The 20,609-nt window shown below is 45.7% G+C and carries 12 protein-coding genes and 1 pseudogene; 1 reads left to right on the forward strand and 12 read right to left on the reverse strand.

Translation table 11 applies throughout. The annotated features are described in order from the left end of the window. Positions 1 to 42 precede the first annotated feature (42 nt). A complete protein-coding gene (locus R7E47_RS12310) occupies positions 43 to 615 on the forward strand; it encodes a hypothetical protein (protein ID WP_001167481.1) in 573 nt (190 codons plus the stop codon). Positions 616 to 693: 78 nt separating this feature from the next. Here R7E47_RS12310 and istB read toward each other — a convergent pair. The 12 genes and pseudogenes from istB to R7E47_RS12370 form a co-directional block, all read right to left on the reverse strand. Further along, positions 694 to 1,425: pseudogene (gene istB / locus R7E47_RS12315) on the reverse strand (IS21-like element helper ATPase IstB); the annotation flags it as partial. 39 nt (positions 1,426 to 1,464) lie between these two features. Next, a complete protein-coding gene (locus tag R7E47_RS12320) occupies positions 1,465 to 2,736 on the reverse strand; it encodes a transposase (RefSeq protein ID WP_318084319.1) in 1,272 nt (423 codons plus the stop codon). Then, on the reverse strand, positions 2,696 to 2,944 hold the full coding sequence (locus R7E47_RS12325) for a hypothetical protein (RefSeq protein WP_001083547.1): 249 nt from the start codon (positions 2,942 to 2,944) through the stop codon (positions 2,696 to 2,698). The genes R7E47_RS12320 and R7E47_RS12325 overlap by 41 nt, the downstream gene beginning before the upstream one ends. 159 nt (positions 2,945 to 3,103) lie before the next feature. Continuing rightward, positions 3,104 to 4,660 carry an IS21 family transposase gene (gene istA / locus R7E47_RS12330; protein WP_000850406.1) on the reverse strand — a complete coding sequence of 519 codons (1,557 nt, stop codon included), beginning with the start codon at positions 4,658 to 4,660 and terminating at the stop codon, positions 3,104 to 3,106. A 271-nt stretch (positions 4,661 to 4,931) separates the two neighbouring features. Further along, positions 4,932 to 5,567, reverse strand: coding sequence for a DUF4400 domain-containing protein (locus R7E47_RS12335; RefSeq protein WP_318084320.1), 636 nt, complete (start codon positions 5,565 to 5,567; stop codon positions 4,932 to 4,934). Further along, positions 5,554 to 6,114, reverse strand: coding sequence for a hypothetical protein (locus R7E47_RS12340; RefSeq protein ID WP_053410663.1), 561 nt, complete (start codon positions 6,112 to 6,114; stop codon positions 5,554 to 5,556). The genes R7E47_RS12335 and R7E47_RS12340 overlap by 14 nt, the downstream gene beginning before the upstream one ends. A gap of 9 nt (positions 6,115 to 6,123) precedes the next feature. Further along, a complete protein-coding gene (gene traD, locus R7E47_RS12345; protein WP_053410664.1) occupies positions 6,124 to 7,944 on the reverse strand; it encodes a conjugative transfer system coupling protein TraD in 1,821 nt (606 codons plus the stop codon). Positions 7,945 to 7,992: 48 nt separating this feature from the next. Continuing rightward, positions 7,993 to 10,143 carry a MobH family relaxase gene (gene mobH / locus R7E47_RS12350; RefSeq protein ID WP_053410665.1) on the reverse strand — a complete coding sequence of 717 codons (2,151 nt, stop codon included), beginning with the start codon at positions 10,141 to 10,143 and terminating at the stop codon, positions 7,993 to 7,995. Positions 10,144 to 10,299: 156 nt separating this feature from the next. Next, positions 10,300 to 11,481 carry a DUF4268 domain-containing protein gene (locus R7E47_RS12355; protein WP_053410666.1) on the reverse strand — a complete coding sequence of 394 codons (1,182 nt, stop codon included), beginning with the start codon at positions 11,479 to 11,481 and terminating at the stop codon, positions 10,300 to 10,302. Between the two features lie 71 nt (positions 11,482 to 11,552). Beyond that, on the reverse strand, positions 11,553 to 13,979 hold the full coding sequence (locus R7E47_RS12360; protein WP_053410667.1) for a hypothetical protein: 2,427 nt from the start codon (positions 13,977 to 13,979) through the stop codon (positions 11,553 to 11,555). Further along, positions 13,979 to 17,860 carry a hypothetical protein gene (locus tag R7E47_RS12365; protein WP_053410668.1) on the reverse strand — a complete coding sequence of 1,294 codons (3,882 nt, stop codon included), beginning with the start codon at positions 17,858 to 17,860 and terminating at the stop codon, positions 13,979 to 13,981. Before R7E47_RS12365 ends, R7E47_RS12360 begins: the two co-directional genes overlap by 1 nt. A gap of 96 nt (positions 17,861 to 17,956) precedes the next feature. Further along, positions 17,957 to 20,608: a DEAD/DEAH box helicase gene (locus tag R7E47_RS12370; RefSeq protein ID WP_053410669.1), complete on the reverse strand. Its 2,652-nt coding sequence runs from the start codon at positions 20,606 to 20,608 to the stop codon at positions 17,957 to 17,959. Position 20,609: the final 1 nt, after the last annotated feature.

The raw sequence follows: 20,609 nt of genomic DNA on the forward strand, positions 1-20,609 counted from the left end.
ACCTCGGCAGTGGGCACCGTATTCGCTAATAGGAGAAACTCAATGCAAATTACTAAAATCATTTCCTCTGCCTCGGTTGAACGTTTAAAGCAAAAAGCACGAAAGCTTAAACGTGAAAAATCCATTCCACACACTCAAGCACTCGATGAAGTTGCAGTATCTGCTGGTTTTAATCATTGGCATCAAGTTGTGCTAGCTAATGACTTACTGAAACCATCAGAAGTGGCGTTATCTTCTGGATGTGTCATGGCTTTTGATGTCAAAGATGGTATGGACGTCGATACCAGTGATGGGGTTTTAATTGAAGACCACTTCTTGGAGATGCTCACTGAAAAGCAGCTATTTGAAATTTATGCCAATTCCCCTGATGAGGACGACGAACAAAACAGGCCGCTAAAAGAAACGCTATCGGATTCAGAGCTTCATGAGTATTTTCGAGATTATTGCTCATTCATGTACTTTCGTATTGCCGAGCCTCATGCAAACAAACCGTTAAAAGAAGTATTGGCTCTTATACGACAGTACTCGTTTTGGATGCCTCAATATATTTGGCTTCAAGGCCACCTTATTGATACTTACCATTTGCCTGCTGAAGACGAGTGCGTATTTTTATAACTATGAACGCTGATTTTTGCTTAGCGTGAACACTTCCACCCCTTATTCTTGCAGATGCGGCACTTTTACCTTAAGTGTTCACAGTTGGTCAAGATTCGCTTGTTTTTTACGCATGGATTCTCCTTTCAAACTAATTTTATAGGCGTTGTGTAAAAGCCTATCTAAGATGGCGTCAGCAAGTGTTGGATCGCCAATAGTTTCATGCCAATGATTGGTTGGAAGTTGGCTAGTAATGATTGTCGATCCGATTCCGTGCCGGTCTTCAATCACTTCCATTAAGTCCATTCTTTGCTGCCGCTTTAGGGCGTCCAATCCCCAGTCATCTATGATCAGGATTTCAGTTTTCCGCAACTGTAAAAGCACTTTACCAAAGCTACCGTCACCGTGTGCGATCGTGAGCATTTCAAGTAGTCTGCTGGCCCGGTAGTAGCGCACGGAGATTCCTTGTTCACAAGCAGTTTGCCCCATGGCGCAGGCCAGGAATGTTTTGCCTGTGCCTGTTGGCCCTTCAATCAGAATATTTCGATGCTGCTTAACCCAGTCAAACTGCAATAGCTGTGCGACGGTGCTTTTGTTTAAACCACGCTTGGTTTGGTAATCAATGTCTGATGGTTGGGCATTGATTCGGAGTTTGGCTTGTTGTAACAGGCGTGCAATTTTACGGTTATCTCGGGTTGTGATTTCATGATTAACCAAGAGTGCGAGTCGTTCGAGAAAGCTCAGCTCCTCATAGGTATTGGGTTGATCACACTGCTGAGACAGAGCCTCAGCCATACCGGTTAATCGCAAACTGTTTAGCTGAGTGCGTGTTTTATTAACTCAAGTTTCGGAGTTCAGTTTAGCCTAAAATCAGCACTCATCACCAATAGATTTGGCTTCTAGCCTCAGCGTGAAGGTATCCATTTGCATGACTTGCATAAAGAACTCCTGAACCGTTTTGTCTATTTGGTTCATGATCTCTTGTGCGGCGCAGACTCCGTATAGCTTGCTGAGCTCATCAAGCGCTCCCGATATCAGTGCTCTAAAGATAACCCAGAGTCGGCTAGCAAAATCTAAGGTGCACAGACTGTTGATCATGTCGTTACGACTATCACTCAGTCTAGCGGCACCTTCCTCGTGTTGAGTCAGTAGCAGCAAGCAGAATCGCAGCGCCGTTAAATGGATGGACGCGATATAAGCACTGTAATGTGTACTTTGCTCTTTGAGGAACCCAAGCTTTTGTTTCGCTTCCTTAAAGTACACTTCGATGCCCCAGCGCAACGCATAGATTTCGAGTATTCTCTCATCACTGAGGTGAGTGTCGGTGGATAAAAACAAGGCCCAATCATGCTTTCCAGCGCGCTGTTTTTCTTCGTTGACACCACGAACAAACAACAGCTTGACCTTGATCCAGTGATCAGGCTCTTTGATGCTTTTTGCTAGATTCAACTCAACGGTGATCGCCTTAGACTGGTATGGTCTACCCTTAATCTTCTGCCATTGGCCTTTGATGTGGTGTTGGTAAAGCTCAGCCGCTGTTGAGAGAACCTTGTCACTACCGGCCACGCGGTAACTCATTTTATTTTTCTTCATACGGACAATGGAGACTAACGATTGCGCTTCCATAAAGGCCAGCATGGACTTACTGGCAAACCATGAATCGGCTAAAAAATACTGTGCATGAATGCCGGACCGATCGGCTCGCTTAATCATGCCATGGACCATCTCCGGTTTAGTCATTGACTGCGCATCACGATAACGTTTTGCGGCGATACTGCGACCATCGGCAAAGGCTTTGGTCAGAGGTTGTGATTTAACTCGACTGATATAGAGTTCGCTATCTAAAGGGATAAATTGCTTTTCAGTCGCCAGCCCTAGGGTCAGGATTTGCTGCCCCATCACACAACGACCATTGAGGTGATCAAAGTGGCTAGAGATGCCTGGCATGGTTTTACCGCGCCGTGTTTTAACAGAATCATCAACAACATAGGCGCGTATGGCGCTGTGGTCAGTCAAACTGATGACGGTCTTCGCTGTTTGAAGGTGCAACTTGCGCCAATCCAGATCTTCCCGATTAAGAAGATCATAAAGGGCATCCTTCTTAGTGATCGAGAAGCTTTGTAACGACTCCTTTGAAAACATCGTTAAGCCAGACCCAAAGCAGTAAAAGGTACACTACATCACTGACGGGTGATCCTGAACGCTTTGAAAACCGCGCTTGTTTCAGCAGTCGATTAAAACCGATGCGCTGCCATGCTTTGCTAAACAGATTATCCACTTGAACATCGTGGCGGCTTAAATACTCAGCGGTGAGCGATGGCAAAACAGAAGAGGTTGTGTCAGAATTCATACATAGCCTTGGGTGGGTGTTTTGTTTTGTCTAGTTAACTAACATTATACCACGAAAAGGCTATTTTTATTTATATTATTCAGTAACTTAAGCTGTATTTTTTGCTGTTTTTGAACCCCGAAACTTGAGTTATTAATCATTCGTTTTTCCTTTGCGTAATTAGTGATAGTACTTGGCACCGCGAACATTATCGTGACTGAGGGGAAGGGAAATCTGCTTGTCTGCATCGCCATCTTCCATGGGCAGGTTGTCTAAACCTTTGCTGAGAATTGAGGCAATGTTTTTGTACGTAATAGCGTTAATATAATGTGCGCGACGACAGGCGGCTTCGAGCCTTTCCTGGCCATACTTCTTTGTCAGGTTAAGTAAACCCAGGCAAGCGCGATAACCGTGTTCGGGGTGACGGCGACCAGCAAGTTGATGCTCAACCACCAATGTCGTGTATTCGCCAATTCGGGTTGCCCATAACACAAACCGCTGAGGCGACCACTCTTGATGCTTCAAATGCGCCTTCGCCATATGCGTGGTGTCAGTCGTGTGGCCGTGTTTAAAGGCTCGCGGGTGGTGGGCCACCTGCTTTCCCTGATGATTAATGGTCAAGGTGGTTCGGCTTGCATGAATCATCACGTTTTGTTTTACCAGTTGATATGGTACGGAGTAGAAGTGACCGTCGTATTCCACATGGTAATCAAGATGAACTCTGGCCTTTTTAACCTCAAGGTACTCATAGGGGGATGGTGGTAACGGTCTTAACGCAGGCTTATCAATACTTTCAAATTGAGATTGGCGAGATCCCGGACGTTTTTTAAACGGGCGGTTGTTGAGGTCTGCCAGCAAAAAACGAATGGCTTGATTAAGTGACGCGAGAGTAAAAAATGGCTGCTTTCTCAGGCGCATCATGATCCACCGCTCAACCACTTGAACCGCGACCTCTGCTTTAGATTTGTCCTTTGGTTTGTAGGGGCGAGCTGGGATGACGGCAACATTGTAGTGCTCTGCAAGTTGCTGATAGGTAGGGTTTAGGTCAGGATCATAGCGGCAGGCTTTGCTAACGGCACTTTTCAGGTTATCTGGCACAACCACCTCCGGAACACCACCAAAAAAGTTAAATGCTCGAACATGGGAACCAATCCAGTCAGGCAAGCTTTGTGACCATGTCGCCTCAACGAATGTATAAGAGCTGGCGCCCAGGACGGAGACAAAAATCTGGGCAGTACGTACCTCGCCCGTTTGAGGGTTAATGACATCCATGGTCGGCCCGCAATAATCGACAAACATCTTCTCGCCAGCTAGGTGTGTTTGTCTCATCGATAGCTGGCGTGAGCCCTGCCAACGTTTGAACAGAACGGTGAAGCGAGAATAGCTATAGTGATTACTGGGGTGGTCTTGTGTGTACTCTTCCCACAGCAATTGTCGTGTCATTCCCTTGGTCCCCAACTCATCGTGAATTGCATTGAAATCGGGTTCCGCAAACACGGTGACCGTGTCCTTTCTTGGTTTTCGTGACGGCTGCAGGATGGCTAAAACTTGTTGCTCTGTCATGCTCTCTGGCAAAGGCCAACCAATGCCAGCCGCATCGGCTCGATTGAGGTACTTTGAGATAGCCCCCGTTGATATATTCAGGCTACGGGATATTTGCCTGGATGAGAGGTCGGCGCCGTATTTGAGGCGCAGAATTTCTTTGATTTTCTGCATAGAGATCTTCTTCGTTTTCATAACGGCTCCTGAGGGTTAAACAAAGGAGCGCAGGTTAATGGTTAAAAACTGACCTGCAAGAAGGGGTGGGGATTTTTGCTTACCGTGAACACTAAATTTTGTCATGCGGAAAAAGTGTTCACGCTTAGGCAAAAATCAGTGTTCACAGTTAAGAAAATTAGGTGTTCACGCTAGAGAAAAACTGGTGTTCACGGTTGGGAAAAATACGCAACGAGAACGGCAATACCGTAGGCGTAAGGTTTTAGCTCTACAAGATGAGGCCCAACTGGCCTCATATCTTCTTCTGCAAGTGACTTAACGCCAACCCTGCCATCAATGCCAAGCCGATGATCATCGACGGTAGTACCACCGGTGGAATAGCCAGCGGGGCGAACAATCCCATAAACAGCAAAATGACACCTGAGCCCAGGATAATCATGCTGTAGCGGTGAATGATTGGGCTCGAAAAATCAAAGGTTGTCTTCTTAATCTTCCAAGTCATCAAGCCGTCCCACAGCGCCGGTAACATGAGAATAAGCGCAAAGGGCAACCAGACCATCAGCAAAGCAAATCGAGTGAACACTTGGTACAACACATCAAAAAATGCCTGAATACGGTCTTCTACCCAGACAAACCAAAAGCCTCCCATGTTCTCCATCCCTTTAGAGCGCAGTCGCTGCTCTTCAGTGGGGATTAGAAAATCACGCACAGATTGCTCCACCTGCGTATCCACAATCCATGACTGATACCAGCGATGGCTAGTTTGACCAATCCAATGGCTTGTTTGTGAGCCCAATTGGTTTTGGATCATCTGCTTCTCTTTACTGATGACCCGGCCAGTCCAATCACCGGGCACTAACACGCCAATGGCAATAATCTCTAGCATCAGTGCCAGACACAGTAGCCAAACCGACTTATGCTTGCTCATGCCAAACATCCTCTTCAACTCGCGCCAGCATGGCTGCAACGGTTGGCGTCATAATCCGGGCTTTAATCACTTGTTGAAGCCGCTTTGTCGTCGTATGACCACTGACATAACGCACATCGATGCGTCCTTCAGCCAAATACGCCATCCGATTTGGACGATTACGAATCCAGGAGTAGAAATACACACCATCTACGGCAGCCCACTCGAAATGATCAGGGTCACGCAGCCGAATCCCCGTTAAAGCACTGGCGGCAGTCCAGGTCAGTGCCTCAATGAAATGCCAAAGGCGTACACTGTCATCATCACAACTGACTTCTTCATAACTGCCCAAACCATTACAAAAGCACAAATCAAAGATGGAATGGCCATCTAACGTGAGCGCATCCGTTAAATAGTCCGCTAAACAGTGTACTGAAGCCAAAGCATGAGGCCAGTCTGTTTCAAGCAGTCTTAAAGCTTCCTTGAACTGAGGGTTATGTTGCTGCCACTGAGCGAGCATTTCTTTACTGGTAAGTGTTGTCATTTTCAGACAGACAGAATGATGCATACAGACTCCTTATGCTGCCTGTGTAGAGCTGGTTAAAATAGGAAGGCGACCCTTAATCACGCGGCCACCTGAAAGCTTGGCGATGTACTCCAGGTTGGGAAGCTGGCCTAATAACTGCGGTGGAAACATATCGCCTTCTTCCTCCATCAAGCGTTCGCCATGATTGCCGGTAAACAACGCGGGGCTGTCCGAGTTGGACGACATACCTTGAGTTTGCATGATGTACTGCAACCGAGTCTTAGGCAGATTGTCGGTAATGTACTGCTGCGTTTCGGCATCCATCACCCGAAGGGCTATCAAGTTGTTAATGTTACCTAACACCTGGCGAGCCTTAGCTTCACTGCCTGTTCGAGCTGCAAAGTCAGCAAAGGTTTGTGTAGCAATTACACAACGCATTTTTGCGCCACGGCCTTTGTTGAGCAGTTGAATGAAGGGATCGTTGACGACTTCAGCCGCCTCATCGATGAAGATATTTACGGGACGATTTTCAACACCATAGTTATAGCGGTCACCGGCCACGGCGGTGAGATCGGATAAAAGCAACGAACCAATGGCGCTGCCAACCATGGCGTCGGTCAATGAATCCAAGCCGATATAGGCCACTTGGGCATTGTTGATAATACGGCCAGAATCCGTAATTAACCGGCTGTCATCTACATCATTTGCAATCGGTGATAGCAATGGGCCTAGTTCACTTGATGTGAGCATATTGAGCACCGGCATCAGTGAGGCCACCATCTTGGAATAGTGGGTTCTGTCATGCTCAAACATACTCAAAAGGCCTTCCAAATCGGTATTGGCGGCAACGGGCTGAATGCGTTCGTAGTAAAAAAGCAGCATCGCCATAGCTTGTTTAGCTAAGGTGTTGGCTTTTTCGGTAAAGCGCTTGATCTCCACACTAAAGTTCGGATACACCTGCTCACCCCAGGCTGTGACGGCTTTTACTACCAAGCCTTCTGGACCGCCTTCCAAGAATCGTCTCAGCGTTTTCAGATCAGGACGCTGTGAAGTAAGCAACAAACCTTGCACTATGTTATTCAGTGCCATTTGGCCAAATGCTTTAAATGGATCAGCACCGGTTTCAGATGGGATTAATGCCGCAATTCGGCTGGCAATTTCAGTGCCCCGGTTAAAATTCCTCAGGGGATTAAGTCGTACTGAATGCTCTGGAAAACCTGGATGAAAATACACAAAGCGTTCAGGACTACCGGCGGCAATACAGGCTCGCTGTGCATTATCCTTAAGTTCTTTGTCTCCCTTGGGGTCAATAATAATCACGGCTTCATTGCGCAAAATGGCCTGAGTGATCATCGCATCAAAGCATCGTGTTTTTCCCGCACCGGTGGTGCCGACAATTAAGGTGTGCCCCTCAGTGTGACCAACTGGCTGGTAAACATCTTCTTCTTTGGGCTCAACACCATGAATCCAGGTCGAACCCATTTGTTTGCCGTGACCTTGGTTAAGCAAGGTTTTCTTATCCCGCTTTAAGATTTCATAAGCGCGTTGAGCATGACGTTGGTCCCACTCAAAGCCATACCCTAACCACAATTCATCAGGATGTTTTGCCATCACTTTTTGTAAATGCGACAGCGCCATAAATGCCAATGGTTTGCCTTTTAGCCCCATCTGCAACTTATAAAGGCGATAAGCCTCAGGCAGGCGATACAACGCCATGCCCGAGGAAATCCCTGTCATCCACCAAAATGGCTCAGGTGGTAACTCTGTCAGCATTTCTGCGGCAATTGCCCCAGTTGCCCCAACCAGCCAACCTGCTGCTGCCATGGCTTCATAGTTCGTGCGCCAGGGCATCTCATATGCGTTTTCTTTCATTCATGCTCCGCAAAATAACCGTTTGCAATCCACTTAATTTCAAATGGATTAACGTTTAGCGTGAGCGGTAAACAGAACCGTTTCCCCCTCATCAAACTGGCATTGGTCACTGGCCGAGATCCCCCGAAGCAGCTGTCCGGCTGGAATGCCGTGCGCATTGGCGACTTGGCGTAAGGTTTGAATCGTGACGCGAATACCATCGGCACTATGATCCACGTCTGGGTAATCGCCATCGGTCAGTAAGATGGGCAAATCTTTCACAAAATTAACCATCTGTTGCCGCTGCGCGTGTTTTGGGTCTGTACTTGAATTCGCATTGGGCGCAATCGGCTTTTGCTTACGCTCCGCTCTTGTGGCGGGCTCTTTTGCTTGGGCATTGGCTGTCTCAGTTCGACTCGGACGCTGTGAAGCCTCTTCGTTCTGAATTGCTGTCACTGATTCTGCGTCTTGATTGGAGAGGTCTATCAGTGCAGTAAGCCCTTTAGAAATCGATACTTTCAGCAGTAACCCTTGCTCCTGAACGCCATCATTCGTAGTCACAGTTCTGGCCTTACGTGTCGGGTTTGCGGGATCTAATTCAAGCCAATCTAATCGACTGAGTTCAGCAAGCAGTTTTCGGGGGGCACACCAAGGTCTTACGGCATCGGGATAGCGGATCAGTATCTGTTCATCAACCATAACCAACGCACTACTGGCCTCTGGGAGCCATGCCAAAGATTCAGGCAGATTCAATGCTTCTGCATCGTGCTGGTTTACGTTATTTGAGATAGCGCCATCATATGAGTTGTTAGGCTTTTCACATTCATCACCTGGAACGTTTTCAGTTGCCTGAAGGTGATTAACATCACTAACAAGACGACGTTCATCATCTTGTTCGGACGAGTTTGTCGATGGCGACTCAGCCGAATTACTGAGTTCGATTGATGATGACGCTTCAGACAAGCCTGGCTGCTCACTGGAGCGACTCTGAGGCTCTGCTTGTGTTTGCTGTGTTGCTTCCCACTCAGGTTTACTAAACAGTGTCACACCAATTGGTACATTCGAGCTGAACAATAAATCGGCCTCAGATATATGCAGCATGGGTAACCAGATTGGCTTGCCGTCTTTGATCAGCACTTCAGGGGCTAGGCTTTCATATCGCTCATTTGAGGCGGATTTAATGGCCAATCCTCGCTCAATGAGGATGTCCGCAAGGGTATCGGGATCTCTTGGGATGCCAGGTATCTTGTCTTTGACTAACAGCTCAATGATGTCTTTAGCCGCGCTTTTCCAAACCAGGTAAAGATGGGTTGATTGATTCGATTTTCGTAACCAGACTCTGGCGTCTCGCTGATTGACCAGCCATTGTGAACTGGCAAGTAATCGCCTCATGGCATCAAGTAGATAGCGTTCAACTGGGACACCAAGGGCATTGTCGTCAACGGAAACTCGTTGAGATTTCAGGTCTCGCTGGACACTGGTTTGGTCAGCTTCAATGACCAATTTGGACAGGACATGCTCTGGATCGGTATTGCCAATTGCTTCCAGCATGGCTTGCAAAATCTCAGGGCCCGGCTGGGTTAACCAAGCGAGCAACTCAGGTGTCATCACCCGGTTTAAAACCAGAATTGAGAATTGCTCGTGCCGCTTGCACCGTCCGTCGCGCCAGCGAATGAAATAGCGTTCAATGCTGTTATTAGTGGTCCACTGGGATAGTGTTTCTAAAAAAGGGTTCCACTGATAGCGTCCATCTTCGTCTGTGATGGATAAGTCTGAAACAGGCTTACCAATATCATGGAACAAACCGCCAAGAGCAGCTGCAACACGCCATCTTGGTTCCAGCTCTTTTTTCTCAACCGGTGTGCCACTGGCAACAAAGATGATCCCTTCAGATGCTTGTGCCGCCCAGAAAGCAACTTCCAACGAGTGACGTAATAAACCACCAGCGCCACTGTGATGATGATGCTCAGACGCTGGCAACAAATGAACATAAGCAGCCAGATGGTCAATACAGGGCTGAATCAACCGTTGAAAATCACGCTGATTAAAGCCAAGTACCTGGCGCAGCTTGGCAATTAGCTCGTCTTGTGTGGACTGCAAATCCTCGGGTGACGCAGCTGGCAACCCCTTCAGGAATGGTGGGTAGCGTGGGATTTCTGCATCCAGTTGAGATGACAGCTCTGGTAGTGCTTTTGTTTGAAAAAATAGGTTTTTGAACATAGTGAACCTCCGACACGATAGTGTGAAGGTTCAATCTAGTGTTGCTGGCTAATTAGATTCAAAGATTTAATACTTATATGTGCAGACAATGTATTTAGGTCTTTTAGCACCCGATGAAACAAGCGAGTTGAAATACTAAAATTCAGCTTACGGGAATCAGGATACCTCTGCCGGTTTGTTTTTTAGCGCTTCAGCCGCTTTTTGCAGCGGCCCTTTTAAAGCTTTTTCTAACTTAGTCATCTGCTCTAAGTGCCACGCAACCGCATTGGGCCACGTATCTTTGTTGAAGCCATCGGCTTTGGTTGAAAACTGAATACGACAAGATTTCTTTTCATCCAATCTCATCCATTCAAGCTCCGCACCAAATACTTGTTCAATGCCCTGTTTGGACCCAAGCAATGAATCAAAGAGATATTTATTCTCTTCGGTAATTCCACGGCTAATCCAAAGCTCAACTCGAAGCTCTTTTTGCAGAAAAATCAGGTTATACGGACAACCACTCAGTCCAGAACCTGCTGATAGCCAATGATCTTTACTTGGGCTAATGTTGTTGTAGAGCTGGCACGGACTTTTCTGAAACGCCTCTAAGGCTCGCTCCCAGTATTCGCGACGCACCGTATGGCGGTTTTTCAGTACCACTTCGGTCGTTTTTTCTTCCGCTTCTTTGGCATTAATACCGATCATCAGCTCCTTCGCTTCGGGCGTGGGGATGATCTGGTCAATATTGATGAGTAGCTGCTCGCTCAACGAATAAGGGGTAATTTTAAAGCATGCAATACTAATACCTTGTCCCAATAGCCAAAGTGCAGTACTGGTCACTTCTTTGCGAAAGTTTGCCGCAACTAACATAATACGCTGGCTGTTACCTAGATTGAGCTTGACCTCATCCAGATCTGGCGCATCCAGAAATTCGCAAATTCTTTGACTGGCATTAAGTTCAGCAATTTGCGGGACATTTAACGGGTCAACTTCTCGTGTTACAGGTTGATAGCGGTCCAAGTACTGCTGGTAGATTTCAACTATTTGCGCCTTGGTCAAACTGGCGCAATAAGAGGCATATTTAAGTGCCTGCCAGACCACATCACGACCGCTGTCATCCAGTTTATTTTCAATGATGACCAAGTTGCCATCTTTATCTAGCGCAAGTAAATCTAAGCGTTCGCGGGTATCATCAAAGCCATCGAACTCCTTTTGAATAATTAATAACTCTTCACCCAGTGCAGAAGGCTCATGCGCCAACCATTCCTGAAGGTGTTTTCGCTCAGAAAAGCCAAGTTCACTGAACTTCTTTGCCCTAACAGGACTAATCCTGTTGGTTTGATGATTTACCGTGAACATTGTTATTTATCCTATTACTTAGCACTTTTTATCGCTTCAATTTCATTTACAGAATTATTTAATAAAGCCATTTAGCAACTGAGCAAAATCGCATCTCTAGACTCGGGATTTATCTCTTTCCATCGCTTGATTAATGTTGTGACGCAGGGGTTACCCGCAAGCTGATTCATACGAACCCAATCAACATCTAGCAAATCAGCAAGTAATTCGATGTCCAATTCACCTTGCAAGGTGTGCCATTGTCTGATGCTTGGCTGTCTCATCAACTGAGCTTTTGGAGAGGTTAATCCACCGACAACAAAATATCCCTTTTCTTTGTCGTACCATATGCGTTGAATACCCGGTATGTTACTCATCCAGCGTTTGATGTCATTTAAAGGCTTATCAAAGTATCGAGATAACAAGGTATCTAAACTACCGCTGATTGATGTATCTTTTTTCTTTCCTCGCTTATCTAACCAACGCTGAATAACCTCTTTTTTTACCTGATAGTAAGTCACCTTCGTTTCATTTTGCTGATGAAGCGAAACTAATTGTTCTTGCCATAATTCAACTAATTCGGGTAACTCACTTTCAAATCGCATTGTTGCCTTTTGGCTAGATAAAACGCCATCATCACTCAACTCTTTGACAATATTGAGCAATACTTCACTATCTGGCAGAACCCAATCCGTCAACGGATAAGGCTTCTGTTTCTTGGTTAAATCCGAAAGCGCATCTTCCATACCCAGTGGCAATACATTCGTTTGGTCGTAAGATGGATCTTGCATCATGATTGATACTTGTGCATCCTTATCCTTACTCAAAACAAGCGTAATTCTTGCCGCAAATCGTCGTTGTTTATCAACTTCAGTACCGTAATAATCCATTACGACATTCTGACGATAACTATAGGGCCACTTCTCATTCATCAAAGTGAGCAAATCATCTACGGATGTTTCGAAATTGGCGAGGTACTCATTTATTTTCAAAGTCATACCAGAATCAGTGGGATCGAAGGGGATCAACACCGGCCTGTCGTTTGAAACCGTAAACAAATAACCATCAGTAATGACAATGGTTGATTCATTTAAACAGGCGCGTTGCAATGGCAAGACTTGAGAAATAGCCCTATCAGAATCAATCAGTAAACGTTTGATCTCTAACTCTTTAAGAACCACTTCAAGCTTTCTAATAATCGCTTCTTTGTATGCCTTGGTATCTAATAATTCGTAGTTGTAGGTGTAATATCCACCTTCAGACGCAACGTATAGCTTTATCGGGTCATCGTCTCTTTTTGACTCGATTAATAACCTTTTTTCGACTGGATCTCCCGTTACATCATGAGGATTAACGTTGATATGTTGAACTGCACACCGTCCAACTAACGACTTCGTTAGTGGATAACGATCATCTTCAATACCTTTTTCCTGATCTAGCAGAATCAAAACGCGGTCCGAACGTTCAAGCTTTATCCGTTCAAAGTCATTTGCCGCAATTCCGTCCAGTAAATCCCACGAAACATCGACGCCTTTCTGTGCAATTAGCGATTTAAATAAGTCTAAGATTTCTTCACCGGCAACAACGGCATTAACTCTTAGGTCTATAACCTTGATTTCACCGGATATCTCGATGCTTGGGAAAGATGACTTAGCCTTATTGGCCTTATGCTTTGTTTTCAACGTCAGTGGTTGGAGATTTAACGTTTTAGCTGAAAGTTCAAAACCATAGTCACGCGCAAAACAGATAAACGCATCTTGCACTGGTTTTAACACCATAGGCCAACTTTGCTCAAACCTAGTTGGTGTAGAAAGATCCAGAAACGGACGCTGTTTCCGTGAATTTTTACTCTTTCCAATTTCTTTAAACAGCGTACCTCTCGGTTTTCTTTCATGGCCAGGATACCACCTGACGAGTACCTTATTTTTGTCATAGACCCATAGAGGCTTCTTAATGCGATCTATATCATCGTCATTAGATAACGGTCTTAATGGAACATTGGTATAAAAGAGAGCAATTTCAGTGGTATTTCCATCTTTTAACTGCTGAGTTCTACAATCTAGGCTGATCGCATTAACACCGCCAGCCCAGCTATCTACTTTCAATAACGGACAACCTAAGCTGTAAGCGCCTTTACAATGCCCCCCAAAAGCCCGCAATGAACGCATCATTAGTCGAATCCACACAGGATTTAACACCGGTGAATATTCAACTCGAACTGGAGTAATAGGTTGCAACTCAGCGTCTACAATAGACGGAGGAATATCACTTGAGCTTTGTAAAGCCACATAGAGACCAAACTGATTACCATTTTTTTTCATTAAATAGGCAAACTGCCGACTGTCTAGTTCAGCATCGATACGTTCTTCCCAGGCTTTCTTCTCTTTCCACTGATAGTTGTTATTGATGAGTGGATAGTGATAAACCACAAATTTGTTGGCTTTATCTGCATCAACCTCGCTATTCAAATAAACCAAATGAGACAGCGGCAACTTCCTCAAATCTTTATTTTTATCCATTAACCTTGCTCCCTCATACGCTGCCAAACTATTTTCGAAAACCACTTAAAGCCAGACGTCATTTGATACTCATCGTTCACCAAACAACCTGGTAGAAACAGGATTGAAGCATTCTCAACTTTTACTGGCTCCAACATTTCAGAAAAGCCAGATAAGGTACAATCTTCACCTGTTAATAGATTCGCGATAACCAAAATGGCGTTTTCACCACGGATTTGACGGATCTTCTCCAGCTTTTTAATTAATCCCAAAGGCGCAAATTCAGGACGTTTACCAGAAGCAAGCCATTGCTCAAAGCCTTCATCTGACTGTTCCAGAGCAGCTATCGACCAAAATTTAGCATCAACAAAAACATCCGCTTTGGCTATCTCAAAATCATATAATTCAAACAGCTCATGGTTGTAGACGTCTTGTTTAGTGACTAGCTGTTTGTCATTCAGCAGTGCGCGAATACCTTCCTCACCAATACGCCCTTGTAAAATTCGCTGAATAACAACGGGATGAAACGCAAATTGCTCTTCAATGTCATTGGCAAACGGCTGAAACGACGTTCGAAAACCTTTGCGATTAAACCAATCCGAAATAGCAGGTTGCCTGTTAACAACCTCATAAAGCGTCTGTGGGTTATACTTAATCAATCCCGCTGCACGCTTTTCAAAGAACTGCCAACTTTTTGGGTCGTACCATATTTCACCAGTAACCTTTGTTTCCTTGGGCCGTTCAAAGCACGCCCAACGACACAAAGGCTCAGTAATGCCAAACGTATTGTTATGCGGCATCCATTGGAGATCATGCTGCAATACAGCGCGGCCTAGTTCATGCCAAAGTCCTGAAATATCTTCGATACAACCCATACCTTGTCGTGCATCTCGGATAGCGGAAACTAACTTGTTATCAATAATATCTACCGCAGCAGAGCCATCTTGGGATCGCGTTTTCAACAAGGTAAGAAAGTTGGAAACCGATGCATCTTCGGAATGAGTAAGATCATCAATCAGCTGATTATTAAGGTTTGAAACCCAATTTCGGTTGTTAGTACAAACGGTTAATTGGCCGTAGTTGCGAAGATGGCCTGCTACATCATCGCTTAAATGAATGGCGACATGGGGCACATACGTCCAAGCACGTTCAATACGACCAACTTGCTGCTGCACGTCAGCAGCAAGATTCTTAACGTAGTCATTTGTCCCTTTATAGAGCTTGTTTAGCTCCTGGATTTTAGTGACTGAGTTATTCATCAACGGCATAATAAATTGCCGCTGCTGCTTACGTGAAAACTCTGAACGCCTGACTAATTTTTCTAAGTTTCTGAGCTGAAAGCCGGCATGAGACATTTCATCATCAGCGTCATTGCTATCCCATGGTGAAAAGTAAAAGTGCTTACTTTCAATAATAAACAGTGACGTCAGATCCATCTGTCCTTGAGAGTTGGGCAAGGAGTAGTCCAAATTAATGCCATTGGTAGCGGATGCAGTTTGTGTCATTACCACCACGGTTCGGCCAGAGTCGAACGCCGCTTGATAGGCGTGCTCAAAGCCTTCTCGCTTTTGTGCTTCAGCATTGAGCAAGCAAATCATCATGGGCTTGCCGTTGACAGCCAAAGGAATAAACACATCGTCAAAAGAAGACAATACGCCAGTGGTTAAACGCTCCATTTCAAGCCAATCCGCGCTCATCCTACTGTTTTCAGCGGTATCACTTATCAACCACTTCCGAAGGTATTTGACTGAGTTAACAAAGGCCAGGTGTCCTTTATGTTGTGGCTCATTCGCTGCCAAATGTAGAACGTGCAGTAATTTAAATAACACAGACTGCCGGTATTCATACTTGTAATCTGAGTGCTCAGCCTCAAAAAATGCAGCGTTCAAATGCAGTTTTGCTTCCTGAAAAACTGGCGCATTGATAGCATCATCAAAGTCGTGGATCGTGGTTTTCAGTGTCGAGCGACGCATTTCAGATTTTTCTTTAACCAACCAGCGGATCACTGCCATTTGCAGTTGCTTATCCTCGTCAGTTTGTAAATACGGAATTGGTTTCTTAAACCAGTCTTCGGGGCGCTGCTCAAAGCTATCGCCCAAAAAACTCTCTGTACAGTGTGGGTTGCGAGCCTGAGCCACGTAACGCAAAGCACTTTCAATCCAACGTATATCGAAATGACCAATCCCTCTTTCGATATAAGAAGTTGCGGATAGTGCAAAAACGAGGTTTCGACTCGATAACGAAACCATTAACCCTTCAGGCGTTGTCGGCAATAGTGCGCGTTTAATCTTGATCCTCAGCGGGTCAATATCCGCTTCGGCTTCATCCGTGGTTAACAGCCAAGTTGTTAGGCCAAACATATTCGTCTGAGTATTGGGTAATCGATTTGATTTACTCAGCGCTTCTAACTCAGGCAAGCTAGTGCGAGGCAAGGAGAACAGCGATAAGCTGGGTAACGCTGTGCTGTAGTAGGATGGTCGATAGTCATTCGCAGGATCAAACAGCAATCGGTTTAGCCGAACGAGATACTCATAGGCTTCGGACTCATCGGTTGCGAACTGCGACAATAGCAAACTGAAGCGTCTGATATATTTCTCCATCACACGCAAAAAATCACCGACATCAACTGATGCTTCATCGCTTTGCCCATAACTTTTCACTTCAAAGCCGTGAGGTTTTTGCTGTAACTGCAAAGGCTCACTGGTTACTAAGTGATCTGAGCGAAACAGATATTTCTTTTCGAACGGCACACCGGATTCATACTGCTTTAATGGTATTACCAACGCCCTAGACTGATTGAGATCGACACCTTTGCCGGTCAAATCCTCCTCTAGCTCCGCAATAAGCTGTTTAAGCTCACTGTAAAGCTCAGGTATAGGCTGCGCAGTAACAAACTGCATTCGCGCTAAAAGACGCTTGCCCCCTTCAAGTAATTGACCAATACACTCAGGCGGCTCTTGCACCATTTGAGACTGGGCAAGTAAGGTCTGTAGAATATCCGCTTGGTAATCAAACTCATCAACAAATACTACTTTTCCGGCCAGTTGGCCGCTCGACATTCTGACTTTCTGTTTACCGTCGTAAAAGGAAGCGAACAGCTTCTGCGTCGTTAACACCAGCAAATGTTGCTTATCATCGTGCCAGGCAATCGCCGGGAAAATTCGACGCACCCATTTGTTTTCTCTATATAAACGAAGCTTTTCTTTTGCTTGCTCTGTGAGTTCATGCGTCTTGCCATGGTGCTTACTGGCATACTTCACTGCCTTCTCTAAGGACGACATGCACCCAAGTAGTGTGCGCTCGACAAAGCCACACAGTTTTCTTAGTTCCTGCTCTTCTCGTTCGAGTAAGACGCCCATCGAATCAGGATTTTTCTTTTTGTACTCAACATTACGGGCAATGGCTGAAACGTTGTGGCAAGCACGAACGAGAGCCTCTTTATCAGCATTAGAACGAAACACTCCTAAACCATGGATGTCCTCAATGGCCGTATAAGGATCGGGCAAGTCAGACTTTTGAACGCCTTGTTCGTGTGGCAGTGCCCGTTGCGAAACCGCACTAACAACAGTTTCATCCTGAGCATAAAGGATACTAACGAGCAGTGGATTACCTGAGCTGTCTTTTGCACTTGTGGCACTTTCATAAATGTCATGCAGGATGTTCCAGCGATGGGTGACCAATATGGCCTGCAACCCTTTGGATTTTATAAATTCAAGGCTCGCTGGAATTTTCCCGTCTGGACTACGATAAAGCGAACTACTTTTGCCCCCGCCTGTTGGGCCTTGTAACTGACAAAAGCCAGCAATAGCATTTTCGCTCTTTGCATTAACCGATAGGGCAAGCGCCTGTTCAATCGTATGCGCAATGATTTGATTATAAGAAGTCGGTATTGGCTGACTCATCTAAATCCTCGTTAACTTGATATTCCTTTTGAGTTTCGCCCCTCTTTTAGAAGGGGCGACAAGGTTGGAGACAACACAACACCAACAAATGACTCATTAATTCAATTCAGGCACGATTTCCTGTGACCAACTGTCTTCCATCAGCATTCTGAACGACATACCACCCGACGCTGCTTCCAACGTAAGTTCGCCAGCATCTACCGCAGTTTTGACGTGCTCAGTTAATAGCTCAAACAATCGACGCTTGTACTCAGTGTCATCGTTTCCTTTTAAATGCTCACCCTTGGTTTCCAGTACAGAGAAGCGGTAACTGCCAGAGTTTGGCTGTTCGACGCACACCAACAAGTCAGGGTAAACCTTTTGCTTTTGCCAGCCTTGTAGGCTGTACTCGCGTTGATTTACTGCAATACGATGCCACCAATACACAGACTCTTGCTTATCCAAATACCAGGCTGTGTCGCGCTCTAAATTGTTCAGCCCATTTTGATAGACCTTTTCAAACAGGCTTTTTTCGAGTTCTGATCCATCTTTGCGGCGAAGCACCTGATCATGTTCACTGACATTAACTTCTAAGGTTTGCGCCAGTTCCCAATTTAGCTTTTCGTTATCTGAAGCGAGTAGACGTAGGGAGATATCACCCTTGTCCAACTTAGATCTGAAGATTTGCTCCGATAATTGCGCAACCTGCTGTTTAATATCTCGCTTCATCTCTTTGAGTAGTTCAAGGCGATTAGTAAACAGCGCTTCCTCTGTAACCCCATTACTACGCAAGGTGTCTAAGGTGTGCGTTAACACGCGCATGGCTTGCCATGGATTTGGAATAACATCGGTGAGCTGCCTTACCATAAACGAGATATCCAGGCCTGCATTCGGGTCAAACTCGATGTTCTCGTGAACCGGATCGGCCAAGTCCAATTCGCCTTGGTTATCCTTTGACATTTTGTAGTCGATACGGGCAATCGTGCGCTGTAACTTGTCGTCCACTAGCTGGAAATTCTCAGCATTCAAATAAGATAGTGATTCCCAATCTAGGTCACCCAGCACATCCCGTTCATAGTCAAACAAACGGTAGCCGTCTTTGTACCCAGCATCGCGATGTAAAACCCGAGGCAAGAATATTTTCGGTAGGTTACGAAAACGCTCTCTACGCAATAAGGTTTCTTTGCTCACTACTGCGGCGGGTTTATTGGCTTCTGTAGCTTTAACTTGATTCGCCACATCTCCCATCCCTTCTTCTTCTAAACCTTGCTTAACACCAGCGACGGCTTCCATCACATCCTGATCAAAGGTGTAGACGTAACACTCATCTAAGCTTGGTTTTTGCGTCAATCGCGCATGTGGTTGACGTAGCACCCGGCCAATCATTTGGGTGATTGCCGTTTTTGCGGTCATTTTAGACAACACAGTTAACACATAAGCAAAGGGGCAATCCCAACCTTCACGCAGCGCATCCTTGGTGATGATGTATTTGACGGGGCACATTTCGCTGAGCAAATCATCATCACCCAACTCGTCTTTGTCAGACGTTTTCAGGCGAATTTCATTTTCATTTACGCCCAATTTTTCCATTAAATACTCGCGGGCGTCTTCCGCATGCACAAAGGCAGAATCTCGTTGGTCTTTACCTGTGCGCTCAACACGGATCAGCATGATGGGGCGGATGTAGCGACCAGTTTCGTTTTGTAGCTGCCCAGCATCCTTCTCTAGCTCTGCCAATTTGGCGTGCGCAAGCGACAAGGTATGCTTCCACTCACTTTTGTCTTCGTTGATTAAGTTGATGGGTAACTTAATCATTTGCTCATCTTTTAACGCTTGCCCAGACACATTCACTAGCACATTTGAGTGATGCTTACCGTTTGCGTTAGGCGTGGCAGAAAGCTCAAGAATAAACTTAGGGTTAAAGCCACACAGGGTTTCTCTTGCGGTTTCGCTATAGGCTTTATGCCCCTCATCCACAATAATCACTGGGCGAACCATGCGTAACACATTGCCTAAGCTTTGTTTGACTGACACTGAGCCTGGGGCTATGCCTTCTTGCCAACCGTAATCGGATAGATCGTTACAATCTAGATTACGAATACTGCTCAATAGTGCCTCATTGGCTGTGGTGTCATCTTCAATAGGGAAGAAAGTGGTAAATCGCCCGCTATCACGGAACATGCGTAGCGTTTCTTTGGATTGACGCGCACTGGATTGCAGCATCAACAACATAACGCACAGGTTTTCGTCGGTATCCCGCTTGGTAAAGGCATCGTTCTTTTCGAGCATTTTTACCCGCCCACCCGAAGCACGTTCAAGCATTTGCCGATACGGATGTTCACGATTAGCTAACTGTTTCCATGTTTGCTTGTAAATGGCATCCGACGGCACCACCCAGAGCACCATACCTGTCTGTTGCGTAAACAAATCCGTTTGCAGGCGCTCGACCGCAGCAACGCCAAGTAAGGTTTTACCACCACCTGTCGGTACTTTCAGGCACACGTTAGGGATTGGCCGCTCTAAGCCATCAAATCTTGTGACATAAGGCGCTGGCACCAAGTGGCCGCTTTTGTCTTTAAGTAGGTCAATACGGCGCTCCTGTACCAGAGCTTCCCAAGTGTCTTTGGCGTAATCGGTTAAGCGGGCCTCTTTGCCTTTCATTTTCTGAAATGCAACAAAGTCTTCCGCTTCTTCCTTGGTGTCGGCCAGCTTTTTTAAGTAATAATCCAGCTTATCCAATACACCATTCTGGTAGTCTTTTAACTCCATG

This window comes from Vibrio sp. Vb1026, from assembly GCF_033338745.1.
Classification (GTDB): Bacteria; Pseudomonadota; Gammaproteobacteria; order Enterobacterales; family Vibrionaceae; genus Vibrio; species Vibrio alginolyticus.

Bases quoted from the DNA above. Each gene is read 5' to 3' on its own strand.
- R7E47_RS12310 (WP_001167481.1), top strand. From the start codon at position 43: ATGCAAATTACTAAAATCATTTCCTCTGCCTCGGTTGAACGTTTAAAG.
- R7E47_RS12320 (WP_318084319.1), bottom strand. From the start codon at position 2,736: ATGTTTTCAAAGGAGTCGTTACAAAGCTTCTCGATCACTAAGAAGGAT.
- R7E47_RS12325 (WP_001083547.1), bottom strand. From the start codon at position 2,944: ATGAATTCTGACACAACCTCTTCTGTTTTGCCATCGCTCACCGCTGAG.
- istA (WP_000850406.1), bottom strand. From the start codon at position 4,660: ATGAAAACGAAGAAGATCTCTATGCAGAAAATCAAAGAAATTCTGCGC.
- R7E47_RS12335 (WP_318084320.1), bottom strand. From the start codon at position 5,567: ATGAGCAAGCATAAGTCGGTTTGGCTACTGTGTCTGGCACTGATGCTA.
- R7E47_RS12340 (WP_053410663.1), bottom strand. From the start codon at position 6,114: ATGCATCATTCTGTCTGTCTGAAAATGACAACACTTACCAGTAAAGAA.
- traD (WP_053410664.1), bottom strand. From the start codon at position 7,944: ATGAAAGAAAACGCATATGAGATGCCCTGGCGCACGAACTATGAAGCC.
- mobH (WP_053410665.1), bottom strand. From the start codon at position 10,143: ATGTTCAAAAACCTATTTTTTCAAACAAAAGCACTACCAGAGCTGTCA.
- R7E47_RS12355 (WP_053410666.1), bottom strand. From the start codon at position 11,481: ATGTTCACGGTAAATCATCAAACCAACAGGATTAGTCCTGTTAGGGCA.
- R7E47_RS12360 (WP_053410667.1), bottom strand. From the start codon at position 13,979: ATGGATAAAAATAAAGATTTGAGGAAGTTGCCGCTGTCTCATTTGGTT.
- R7E47_RS12365 (WP_053410668.1), bottom strand. From the start codon at position 17,860: ATGAGTCAGCCAATACCGACTTCTTATAATCAAATCATTGCGCATACG.
- R7E47_RS12370 (WP_053410669.1), bottom strand. From the start codon at position 20,608: ATGGAGTTAAAAGACTACCAGAATGGTGTATTGGATAAGCTGGATTAT.